The following is a 10917-nucleotide window of genomic DNA, read 5'->3' as shown; positions in this document are numbered from 1 at the left end:
GGCTCTCCATCATGAACTCGCTGCCACGCGAGCTTCATCTTTGAGAACCGAGCTGCAAATGCATGAAATGAAGAAGAACGGCCCACCGACCCGCTGGAGAGCGGTGTGGCTGGCAACGATGGCGATGGCCGCGCAGGGAGCGGCTATCGCACAGGCGCCGACGCCCGCGGCCCCGTCCGCTGCACCCGCTGTGCCCGCGAGTGCCTCCGCACCGGCGGCACCGGCCGAGCCCGCCCGGAAGGTCGACATTGCCGAGTACATCGTGCGCGGCAACACCGTGCTCGATGCGCGTGCGATTGAGAGGGCCGTCACGCCCTTTCTCGGTCCCGAACGTACGCTCAAGGACGTGGAGGCTGCGCGCGACGCATTGCTCGCGGCCTACCAGGCGGCGGGCTACCAGTCGGTCTATGTCGACCTGCCCGAACAGCAGGTGACGCAGGGCATCGTGTTCCTGCAGGTCAACGAGACCCGCGTGGGCCGCGTGCGCGTGGTGGGCGCCGAGTACAACTCGCCGCTGGACGTGCGCGACCAGGTGCCGGCGCTCAAGGAAGGCGTCGTGCCCGATTTCAACAAGGCGCAGACCCAGCTCAGCGCGCTCAACCGCGGCCCCAAGCGCCAGGTGATGCCGCTGGTGCGCCAGGGCAGCATGCCGGGCACCATGGACGTGGACCTCAAGGTCGAGGACCAGAGTCCGTGGCGCGCGAGCGTCGGCCTGAACAACGACTACAGCGCCGACACGCGCAAGCTGCGCGCCAGCGCCTCGCTGGGGCACGACAACCTCTGGCAACTGGGCCACAGCGCGTCCATCAGCTTCTTCGGCGCGCCGCAGGACCTGAGCCAGACCAAGGTGATCTCCGCCTCGTACGCCGCGCCGATCCCGGGCTCCAGTTGGAGCGTGGAGGCCAACGCCTTCGTGTCCGACAGCAACGTGGCCACCGTGGGTGGCACCGACGTGCTGGGCAAGGGCCACTCGATCGGCCTGAAGGCGACCTACACCGTGCCGAATGCCGGCGATTGGTGGCACGCGTTCAACGTGGGCATCGACTTCAAGAACAACAAGGAAGCGCTGACGCTCAAGGGCAGCGGCGACACCGTGCCGTTGAAGTACGCGCCGATCACGCTGTCGTACACGGGCTTTCGCCAGTCGGACAAGGGCCAGTACGGCGTAGGCATATCGCTGGTCGTGGGCACCAGCAGCTCCTTCAAGTACGGCAGCAACGAGGCCGAGTTCGACTACAAGCGCTACAAGTCCTCGCCCAGTTTCATGGTGCTGAAGACCGACCTCAACGGCACGCACACCTTCGACGGCGGCTCGCAGCTGTCCTTCCGCTTCAATGGGCAGATGACCGATTCGCCGCTGGTTTCCAGCGAGCAGATCGCAGGCGGCGGCATGAATTCGGTGCGCGGCTATCTCTCGGCCGAGGCGACCGGCGACTACGGCGTGGTCGGCTCGGTCGAGCTGCGCAGCAAGCCACTCACATTTCTGGGCAGCACGGTGGAGAACTGGCGCGTCTATGCCTTCGCCGACGCCGCGCGGCTGCGGCTGAAGAGCCCGCTGCCCGAACAGGACGACCGCTTCTCTCTGTATTCGGTGGGCGTGGGCACCACCTTCAAGGTCGGCCAGTACCTCGCGGGCCGCGTCGACATCGGCTATCCGCTCATCGACGGTCCGCGCACGAAGAAGCACGACCCGCGGGTGAATTTCAGTCTCACCGCGAACTACTGATTCGCGCGGCATCCCCTTTTTTCATTCACTTTTTTCTCTCTCTACGAGTTTTCCGGAGACCTGTCATGCGACGAATTCTTTTCATCGTGCTCACGCTGCTGAGCACGCTCTTGCCCGGCATGGCCCACGCCTGGTGGCAAGCCGAGTGGTCCTACCGCAAGCCCGTCACCGTCGACGGCGGCCCGCAGGCCGGTGCCATCGGCAGCGATGCCGGGCGCGTGCCGGTGCTGGTGCGCCTTCACACGGGAAACTTCAAGTTCGAAGGCGTGAGCGAGACCGGCGCCGACCTGCGCTTCGTCGCGGCCGACGACAAGACCGTGCTGAACCACCAGATCGAGCAGTTCGATCCGCTGCTGGGCATGGCGCTGATCTGGGTCGACGTGCCCAACGTGTCGGCTGGCACGCCGCAGAAGCTGTGGATGTACTACGGCAACCCGAAGGCGCCCGCGTCCGGCAACGGCCAGCGCAGCTTCGACCCCGACTACACGCTGGTCTATCACTTCGCCGAAGGCGCGGTGCCCCCGCGCGACACCACGGCCTACGGCAACAACGGCCAGACGCCGGCCGTGCCGGTCGAAGGCACCGTCATCGGCAAGGGTGCTCAGCTCGGCACCGGTGCGCTGATGCTGCCCGCCACGCCGTCGCTCGCCGTGCAGGCCGGCGGCACGCTGACCTTCTCGGCCTGGGTGAAGCCCGACCAGCTCGGCGCGCGCCAGGCGATCTATGCGCGCCGCGACGGTGCCGGCGAACTGGTGATCGGCATCGACCAGGGCGTGCCCTTCGTGCAGGTCAACGGCCAGCGCAGCACGCCCGGTCAGCCGATCCAGGCCGGCCAGTGGTCGCACCTGGCGGTGAAGGCCGAGGGTGAGAGCGTGGCGCTGTATGTGGGCGGACGTCCCACGGTGTCGCTGGCGGGCAAGCTGCCGGCGTTGAACACGGCGGCGGCGCTCGGCGCCGATGCGCCGGCCGCCACACCCGGCGCATCGGCCGCACCGGGCGCACAGCCTGCCGCAGCCTTCGCACCGTTCACCGGCGCCATCGACGAAGTGCGCCTGTCCAAGGTGGCGCGCGCCGATGCGCTGCTGCTGGCCGATGCCGTCTCGCAGGGCGCGGAGTCGCGCCTCACGGTGTTCGGTGCCGACGAGCAGCAGGCCGGCAAGAGCCACTTCGGCTTCATCCTGGCCGCGATGCCGCTGGACGCGTGGATCGTGGTGGGCCTGCTGGGCCTGATGATGGTCGTCTCGTGGGCCATCATGATTGCGAAGGGCCGCCACTATGGCGCCACCTCGCGCGCCAACGAAGCCTTCATCGAGCATTTCCGCGAAGCCGCCGGTGCACCGCTGGACCGCCTGGCCACGAGCAACACGGTGCCGCAAGACGTGCGTGCCGATTCGTCGCTCTGGCGCCTCTATGAGGTGGCCATCGGCGAGATGCGCCGCCGCCATGACCGCGGCTATGACCTGAGCGCCGTGTCGGCTGCCACCATCGGTGCCATCCGCGCGGCCATGGACGGCGTGATGGTGCGCGAGATCGAGCGCATGTCCAAGCGCATGAACTGGCTCTCGACCACCATCGAAGGCGCGCCTTATGTGGGCTTGTTCGGCACGGTGATCGGGATCATGCTGGTGTTCGTCGTGGCGGCCATGGCCGGCGCGGTGGACATCAACTCGGTGGCCCCGGGCATGGCGGCCGCGCTGCTGTGTACCGCCGCCGGCCTGGGCGTCGCGATTCCCGCGCTGTTCGGCTACAACTGGCTCGCCTCGCGCTCGGACGCCATCACGGCCGACATGGCCGTGTTCGTCGATGAGTTCGTCACGCGCCTGGCCGAAGAGCAGGGCGAAGGCCGCTCGCTGCCGTCGGCCCGGGCCTGAGGAGCGAACCGCCATGGCAACCCCAGCCAAGTTCACGGCGCGCAGGCGCACCGGCGGCATCAACATCACGCCCTTCGTCGACGTGCTGCTGGTCGTGCTGGTGATTTTCATCCTCACCAGCAACGCCAGCATCCCCGGTATCAAGGTCGACCTGCCCAAGGCCAGTGCCTCGGTGGCGCTGGAGAAGCCCAAGACCAAGGCCATCACCATCGACAACGCGGGCAACGTGTTCCTCGATGCGTACCCGGTCACGCTGCCGGAGCTGGAGGAGCGCCTGCGTACCGAGAAGGCGCTGTCGCCGGACTTTCCCGTGATCGTGCGCGGCGACTCCAGCGTGCAGTACGCGAAGGTGATCGACGTTCTGGATCTGCTGCGCCGCATCGAGCTGAATCAGATCGGCCTCGTGACCGGCAAGCAGAAGTGAGGGGCGGAGCGTGAAACCTCGCGATCCGACTTCTCCGCCCACGCAGCGCGCGGGCGGGCTGTGGCGCCGCTGGGGCGGTGTGGCCATCGGCGTGGCGATCTTCGCCGCGCTGGTGGCCCTGGTCTGGCATCTGCTCGCCGACACCGCGAGCACCCGGCGCGTGGTGGCCGATGCGCCGATGCTGATGCTTCCGCCGCCACCCCCGCCGCCGCCCGAACCCGAGAAACCGCCGGAACCCCAGCCCGAAAAGGTCAAGCCCGAAGTGGTCGAAAAAGAGCCCAAGCCGGTCGAACCGCTGGAGCCGCCGAAGGACGACACGCCGCCAAGCCCGTCGAAGGACCTGGGCGACCCGGTGACCATGGACAGCGCCGCGCAGGCCGGCAACGACGCCTTCGGCATCCAGGCCGGCAGCGGCGGCGGCATGAGCGGCACTGGTGCCGGCGGCGGCCTGGGCAGCGGTTCGTATGCGCGGTACGTCTCGAGCATGTTGCAGCAGGCGCTGTCGCGCGACCCGCGCACGCGCCAACTGGTGTTCGACGACATCCAGGTCGACCTGTGGCTCGGTCCCGACGGCAAGACCACGCGTGCGCAGTTGGTGCGCGGCACCGGCACGAGCGACATCGACGAAGCGGTGCTCGCCATGGTGCGCGGGCTCGACCGCATCGACGAGAAACCGCCGGCCTCGCTGCGTTTTCCGATGCGCGTGTCCATGAAGGGGCGCCGGCCATGACGACCGCGACCGTGCCCCCAGCCCTGTCTGTCCCATTCAATCTTGTGAACGAAGCGATGAACCATCTTCAAAACATTCCGAGCCGGGGCGCCTTGCCGACCCTGCGCAAATGCGCGCTCGCGGCGGCCGTGGCCTCCGCGTTCGTCTTCGCGGCCACGGGTGCCGCGGCCCAGACGGGCGGAGCACCCGCCGAGACCGCCATGGTCAAGCTGATCCGGGGCCTGATCCAGAGTGGCACCCTCGCCAAAGACGTGGGCGAGGCCCTGCTGGCCCAGGCCCAGACCGAGGCGCTCGCGGCGCAGCAGACGCAGCGCATGGCGGCTTCGGCCACCGCGGCATCGGCTGCCACGGCCGGCGGATTGCGCCTGGAAGCGGGCGATGTGCGCGTGCCCTACATCTCGCAGACCGTGCGCGATCAGATCCGCGACGAGGTCAAGGCGCAGGTCATGGCCCAGGCCAAGGACGAAGGCTGGGCCGCGCCCAACGAAACGCCCGAGTGGAGCAAGCGCATCCGCGTGGAAGGCGATGTGCGCGTGCGCAACGAATCGCGCGGCTACGCAAGCAACAACAGCAACATCGAGGTCAACTGGTCCGAGCTCAACAAGGGCAGCGGCTACGACGTCAATCCCAACACCAACCTCTCTCTGCCCTCGATCCTCAACACGCAAAAGGACCGGCGCAATCTGTTCCGCGCGCGCGCCCGGCTGGGCGTGTTCGCCGACCTCTCCGAGAACACCAAGGCCGGCGTGCGCCTGGCCTCGGGCAGCGACGAGAGCCCGGTGTCGACCACCCAGACGCTGGGCGGGGGCCTGAGCAAGAAGAGCGTGTGGCTCGACCAGATGTGGATATCGCACAAGCCGGTCGACTGGCTCACCGTGACGGCCGGCCGCTTCGGCAACCCATTCATGTCGAGCGACGTGCTTTTCTCCAACGACCTGAACTTCGACGGCATCGCCGCCCAGTTCGACAAGAAGCTGGGCAACAAGGACCTGTCGCTGTTCGGCACGCTGGGCCTGATTCCGCTGGAGTACTCGTCCGACAATTCGCCCAGCCGCAGCCAGGACAAGATGAAGAGCGAGAACAAGTGGCTCTTCGGCGCGCAGATCGGCGCCGACTGGAAGATCAACGACGACAACCGCGTGCGCGGCGCGCTCGCGTACTACAACTTCCGCAACATCTCCGGCCAGGTCTCGCAGCCCTGCGCGCTCTATGCTGGCGCCGACGGCTGCAGCACCGACTGGTCGCGTCCGGCTTTCATGCAGAAGGGCAACACGCTCATGCTGCTGCGCGACATCTCGCTGGACCCGCTCAACCCGGCTGGCACGCCGCAGCCGCAGTACGTGGGGCTGGCCTCGAAGTTTCGCCTGATCGACCTGAACTTGCGCTGGGACACCGCGGTGGCGGGCAACAACCTGCGCCTGGACGCCAACTTCGTGAAGAACACTGCGTACGACGCCAAGGACATCTGGAACCGTGCCGGCACGCGCGGCGCCATCGTCAACAACTTCGGACCCGGCGGCGGCACCAGCCAGTCCGATTTCAAGAGCGGCGGCAATGCCTACCAGATCCAGGCTACCTACGGCAAGCCGGCGCCGGCGGCGCGCGGCGACTGGAACGTGCTCGCGGGCTACAAGCGGATCGAGCCCGATGCGATGCCCGACGGCTACAACGACTCAACCTTCCACGGCGGCGGCACCAATGCGCGCGGCTACTTCCTGGGCGGTTCGTACGCGATCGACAAGAACATGTGGTTCACCGCCCGCTGGATCTCCGCCAAGGAGGTCTATGGCCCGCCGCTGTCGATCGACACCCTGCAGCTCGAATTCAATGCGCGTTTCTAAGGAGCTTGTCGTGCCCTCAAAAATCATCCCGGCGCTGGTGCTGGCAGCGCTGGCCGCCACGGCTGGCGTGACGCACGCGCAGCAGCAGGGCCAGAGCATGGAAGAGCGGCTGCGCGCGCAATTGCGCGTGACGACCTCGCAGCTTCAGCAGGCGCAGAACGAGCTGGCCGCGCTCAAGGCCGGGCAGCAGCCCAACGGCGCAGCGGTCTCAGGTTCCGCGGCCGCTGCGCCGGCCGGCAAGTCCGAACTCGAGGCGCTGAAGAGGGAGCTCGCACAGAGCCAGCAGCAACTCGCCGCAGAGCGCCATGCGCGTGGACAGGCGAGTGCGGGCAGCGAACAGCTGCGCCAGCAGGCGCAGGCCACGGCCGAGAAGGCCGGCGCGCAGGTCGCGCAGTACCGTGGAGCCTACGACGATCTGCTCAAGCTGGCGCGCGCCTCCGAGGCCGAGCGCCAGCGGTTCGCGGCCGAGGCGACGACGCAACGCACCGCGCTCACGCAGTGCGAGGCCAAGAACGCACAGCTCTATGCCGTGGGCCAGGAGATCCTGCGCGCCTACGAGACGGTGGACCTGGGCAGCGTGCTGGCATCGCGCCAGCCTTTTGCCGCGCAGAGCCGCGTCAAGTTCGAGCAGATCGCACAGCAGTACGGCGACAAGCTTTACGAAGGCAAGTTCGACGTGCGCGCGGTGAATGCACCGGCGCCTGCCGCCGCGGCCCCGGCCGCTCCCGCACAAGGAGAGAAGCAATGAAGCGCATGAAGTACCCATTGCCGTCGCCCGCGATTGCCCTTGTGGGCGTGCTGCTGGCCTCGTCGGCTGGCATGGCCGCCGCGCAGGCACCCGCCGCTGGCAATGCCGTCGTGGCCCGGATGGGCGAGATCTCGATCGGGCAGGACGAGGTCGAGAAATTGCTGCGGGCGTTGCCCGACGCGGAACGCGCCGCGGTGAAGGCCAACCGCGCGAGCCTCGACGGCTGGCTGCGCCAGCGGCTGCTGAGCGAAGCATTGTTGCGCGATGCCCGCATCAAGGGCTGGGCCGAGCGGGCCGAGGTGAAGGCGAAGGTCGATGCGGCAGTGCGCGAGGTCGGCGCGCGCATCGTTTCTGCCAGCTATCTCGAATCGGTAAGCCAGGTGCCGCCGGATTTTCCGTCGGACGCGGAACTCAATGCCGCGTATGAGCAGGGCAAGGCCAATTTCAATCTGCCCGCCGGCTATCGCGTGGCGCAGATCTTCCTGGCCACGCCCGGGCGCGATGCGGTCGCCATCGCCAAGGTGCGCGAGGAGGCGAGCAGGCTGGCCCGCCAGGCCCGCGCCGGCGACTTCGCAGCCGGGGCGCGCGCCAACTCGCAGGACAAGGGCACGGCGGAGCGTGGCGGCGAGGTCGCGACCTTGCCGCTGGCGCGCATGCTCCCCGAACTGCGCGACACGGTGGCCCGGCTGAAGCCGGGCCAGGTCAGCGAGCCGGTGCAGGCGGAGGCGGGCTTCCATGTCGTGAAGCTGATCGACGTGCAGCCCGCGCGCACCGCCACGCTCGACGAGATGCGGCCGCAGCTGCACGCCGCATTGCGCCAGCAGCGCCAGCAACAGCTCGTGCAGGCCTACCTGGCGCAGCTGGCGCCACCGACCCAACTGAGCATTGACAGCGCCGCGCTGGATGCGGCGATCCAGAAGACGAACTGAACCATTCTTTTCCCACAACAGGGGCATGCGCATGAACAACACATCGACAACAAACACCCAAGCCAACGACGTCGCCATCGAGGCGCCGCACCTCGACCTGCTGGACGCCGTCACGCCCGAACAGGTGTCGGACGCCATCAAGACCGCGGGCGCCGCGGTCACGGCCATCGAACAGGATGGCGTTGTGCGCTTGCACAGCGCAAGCCATGGCATCGGATTCCAGGTGCTGTGGGGCAACCCGGTCACGACCACCCAGTTCACCGACTTCACGCTGAGCTGCCCATTGCGCGTGCAGGGCGGCACGCTGCCCGATGCCGTGCTGGCATCGTGGCACCGCACCAAGCGCTTCGCCCGCGTGGCGCAGCACGGCGACTTCGTCGTGCTCGAAATGGACGTGGTCGTCGCAGGCGGCGTGAGCCCTGCGTACCTCGCGTTCGCCATGCGGCTGTGGATGCAGATGATGGGCGAGTTCTTCCTGCACCTGCGCAACTACGGGCCGGCCGCCGAAACCCGCGGCGATGCAGCGAACACCGAGGCCGGCGCGGTGGCCGCGCAGGGCGAGCCCGCGGCCGCCTGAGCGTGCACCGAATGCATCGAAGCGCGATGCCTTCCAGCCTCCGATCCGTGCCGTCGATCGACGACCACGACCTGCCGACGGCCCGTGCCATCCATGCCACGGAACGGCAGGCGCAGCGCGCGCGGCGTGCCGAGACCGCACGCCAGCGGCAGCGCGCTGCGCTGCTCGATCTGCTGGCGCAGACCATGGCCGAGATGCACATCTCGATGTCGGAGCTCAATGCGGCGCGGCGTGCGCTCGACGTGCGCAGCCGGAACGAGACCGGCGCGACAGAGTGATCCGCGTGCCGCTCGCCGGCGGGGCCTGTGTCCCCCATCCAGAAAGACCGCCATGAACGATTCTTCCGCCAGACCCGCACCTCGCTGGACACGCCTGCGACTGGCCTTCGGCTGGTGGGGCATGGGCCTTGCGAGCGCCACTTTGCCTATGGCCGCGGCGGCGCAGCCGCGTCAGCAGGTGCCGCAGCACTGGATCAGCTACGCCACCCTGGCGAGCAGCCAGTTGCAGGCCTCGCTCGGCGACCCCACCAACGACACCGTGGTGCGCTTGCACGCCTCGATGCAATCGCGCATGCGCCAGGACGGACGAGCGGGCCCGCCCGCGTCCGTGGTGGTGGTGCGCGTGTGGGTTGCCTCCAGCGGCAGGGTCGAGCGCGTGGCTTTCGACTCGCTCGGCGATGCGCAGGCCGACGCCGACCTGCGCGCGCTGCTCACCGCCCGTCCGCTGGCCGATCCGCCACCACGCAACATGCGCCAGCCGATGGTGCTGCAGCTCACGCTGAGCTCCGTCATCCCGAGTGACTTTGTGCACATACACTGGCGCGGCGCGAATTGAGGGCGTCCCGTCGATTGCACGATTCGCGGCGCCTGGAGCCCGCATCTGATGGCCTCAGGATGAGGGACGATCCGTCGAAGTGTGCGCGTAATAAGTCAGAACCGACTGCGCATTACCGATCCTTTTTCTATCGACATGGAGTACCGAGTTGCCTTACGAACTGGAGAACCGCCTCGTGATCGGCGTTGCGTCGAGCGCGGTGTTCGATCTCACCGACTCGGACGCCATTTTCAAGAGCCACGGCGAAGAGGAATACCGCAAGTTCCAAGAGGAGAACCTCTACAACCCGCTTCCCAAGGGCATCGCCTTTCCGTTCATCAAGCGCCTGCTCGCACTGAACGACCTTCGCGCGGACGCCGACGATCCCTTTGTCGAAGTGGTGCTTCTTTCCAGAAACGACCCCGACACCGGGCTGCGGGTGATGAAAACCATCGAACACTACAAACTGGGTATGACACGCGCGATATTCATGCAGGGGAGGTCGCCCTACGAATACATTCCGGCGCTCAACATCGCCCTTTTTCTCTCGGGTAACAAGTCGGACGTGGATGCCGCGATCAAGGCGGACCATCCGGCTGGACAAGCGCTCGACTCCAAGTTCGATGACGACGAGGACGACAACTCCCTTCGAATCGCTTTTGACTTCGACGGCGTTCTGGCGGGCGATGAATCGGAGTCGGTGATGCAGGCGTCCGGCCTGAGCGCGTTCCATGCGCACGAAGTCAAGAATGTCATGCAGCCGCACCATCCGGGCCCGCTCAAGGAATTCCTAGTTCGGGTCGCCAAGATCCAGTCCGCGGAAGAGCATCACAAGCGACAAAATCCAGCTTACGAGAACCGGATCCGCGTCTCGATTGTCACCGCGCGCAATGCGCCGTCTCACGAGCGCGCGCTCAAGACTCTGAAAAGCTGGGGCGTAATGGCGAACGACGCTTTTTTTCTTGGCGGCATCGAAAAGGGGCGCGTCCTCGCCGTGTTGAAGCCGCACATTTTCTTTGACGATCAATCGGGCCACCTCCAATCGGCGAGCACGGTGGTGCCATCTGTGCACATCCCGTTCGGAGTCACCAATCAGGAAAAGGCACCGAGCCCGTTGTCGGGTGCGGATTGAAGCCGCGGTGATCCCACGCGAAGCGCGGGAGGCAGGGCCGCATAGCGTTCGGTGGGGCGAACGGGATGGCTGCGATCACTTGCTGCCATTGATTCGGGAGGTGCCGTCCGAAAAAGCAAACGTCCT

The 10917-nt window shown here is 67.2% G+C and carries 11 protein-coding genes; all 11 read left to right on the top strand.

The genetic code is table 11. The features are described 5' to 3' along the window. Positions 1–67 precede the first annotated feature (67 nt). The 11 genes from C4F17_RS31510 (at position 68) to C4F17_RS31460 (ending at position 10791) form a co-directional block, all read left to right on the top strand. On the top strand, positions 68–1726 hold the full coding sequence (locus C4F17_RS31510) for a ShlB/FhaC/HecB family hemolysin secretion/activation protein (RefSeq protein WP_234383063.1): 1659 nt from the start codon (positions 68–70) through the stop codon (positions 1724–1726). A 65-nt stretch (positions 1727–1791) separates the two neighbouring features. Continuing rightward, positions 1792–3597 (top strand): DUF2341 domain-containing protein, encoded by a 1806-nt coding sequence (locus tag C4F17_RS31505; RefSeq protein ID WP_106938298.1) that lies wholly within the window; start codon positions 1792–1794, stop codon positions 3595–3597. Positions 3598–3610: 13 nt separating this feature from the next. After that, complete coding sequence (locus C4F17_RS31500; protein WP_056575445.1) at positions 3611–4021, top strand: ExbD/TolR family protein; 411 nt, start codon at positions 3611–3613, stop codon at positions 4019–4021. 10 nt (positions 4022–4031) lie between these two features. Next, positions 4032–4751: an energy transducer TonB gene (locus C4F17_RS31495; RefSeq protein WP_234383061.1), complete on the top strand. Its 720-nt coding sequence runs from the start codon at positions 4032–4034 to the stop codon at positions 4749–4751. A gap of 56 nt (positions 4752–4807) precedes the next feature. Continuing rightward, on the top strand, positions 4808–6592 hold the full coding sequence (locus tag C4F17_RS31490; RefSeq protein ID WP_106938531.1) for a putative porin: 1785 nt from the start codon (positions 4808–4810) through the stop codon (positions 6590–6592). 10 nt (positions 6593–6602) lie between these two features. Beyond that, the gene (locus C4F17_RS31485; protein WP_199852006.1) at positions 6603–7340 is read left to right on the top strand and encodes a hypothetical protein; all 738 of its coding nucleotides are present in this window, start codon (positions 6603–6605) and stop codon (positions 7338–7340) included. Continuing rightward, complete coding sequence (locus tag C4F17_RS31480; protein WP_106938297.1) at positions 7337–8269, top strand: peptidylprolyl isomerase; 933 nt, start codon at positions 7337–7339, stop codon at positions 8267–8269. Before C4F17_RS31485 ends, C4F17_RS31480 begins: the two co-directional genes overlap by 4 nt. A gap of 31 nt (positions 8270–8300) precedes the next feature. Continuing rightward, positions 8301–8846 carry a YbjN domain-containing protein gene (locus C4F17_RS31475; RefSeq protein WP_199852005.1) on the top strand — a complete coding sequence of 182 codons (546 nt, stop codon included), beginning with the start codon at positions 8301–8303 and terminating at the stop codon, positions 8844–8846. A 26-nt stretch (positions 8847–8872) separates the two neighbouring features. Next, positions 8873–9124: a hypothetical protein gene (locus C4F17_RS31470; RefSeq protein WP_159053794.1), complete on the top strand. Its 252-nt coding sequence runs from the start codon at positions 8873–8875 to the stop codon at positions 9122–9124. A 52-nt stretch (positions 9125–9176) separates the two neighbouring features. After that, positions 9177–9680 (top strand): YbaB/EbfC family DNA-binding protein, encoded by a 504-nt coding sequence (locus tag C4F17_RS31465; protein WP_159053793.1) that lies wholly within the window; start codon positions 9177–9179, stop codon positions 9678–9680. 148 nt (positions 9681–9828) lie between these two features. Next, the gene (locus C4F17_RS31460) at positions 9829–10791 is read left to right on the top strand and encodes a 5'-nucleotidase (RefSeq protein ID WP_199852004.1); all 963 of its coding nucleotides are present in this window, start codon (positions 9829–9831) and stop codon (positions 10789–10791) included. Positions 10792–10917: the final 126 nt, after the last annotated feature.

Origin of the sequence: Variovorax sp. PMC12 (assembly GCF_003019815.1) — a bacterium.
GTDB lineage: Bacteria > Pseudomonadota > Gammaproteobacteria > Burkholderiales > Burkholderiaceae_C > Variovorax.
The sequence above is the reverse complement of the archived record's forward strand: the minus strand, read 5'-3'. Positions and strand labels throughout refer to the sequence as shown.

Excerpts from the sequence above, each read along its gene's own strand:
- C4F17_RS31510 (WP_234383063.1), top strand. The coding sequence starts at position 68 with ATGAAGAAGAACGGCCCACCGACCCGCTGGAGAGCGGTGTGGCTGGCA.
- C4F17_RS31505 (WP_106938298.1), top strand. The coding sequence starts at position 1,792 with ATGCGACGAATTCTTTTCATCGTGCTCACGCTGCTGAGCACGCTCTTG.
- C4F17_RS31500 (WP_056575445.1), top strand. The coding sequence starts at position 3,611 with ATGGCAACCCCAGCCAAGTTCACGGCGCGCAGGCGCACCGGCGGCATC.
- C4F17_RS31490 (WP_106938531.1), top strand. The coding sequence starts at position 4,808 with ATGAACCATCTTCAAAACATTCCGAGCCGGGGCGCCTTGCCGACCCTG.
- C4F17_RS31480 (WP_106938297.1), top strand. The coding sequence starts at position 7,337 with ATGAAGCGCATGAAGTACCCATTGCCGTCGCCCGCGATTGCCCTTGTG.
- C4F17_RS31475 (WP_199852005.1), top strand. The coding sequence starts at position 8,301 with ATGAACAACACATCGACAACAAACACCCAAGCCAACGACGTCGCCATC.
- C4F17_RS31470 (WP_159053794.1), top strand. The coding sequence starts at position 8,873 with ATGCCTTCCAGCCTCCGATCCGTGCCGTCGATCGACGACCACGACCTG.
- C4F17_RS31465 (WP_159053793.1), top strand. The coding sequence starts at position 9,177 with ATGAACGATTCTTCCGCCAGACCCGCACCTCGCTGGACACGCCTGCGA.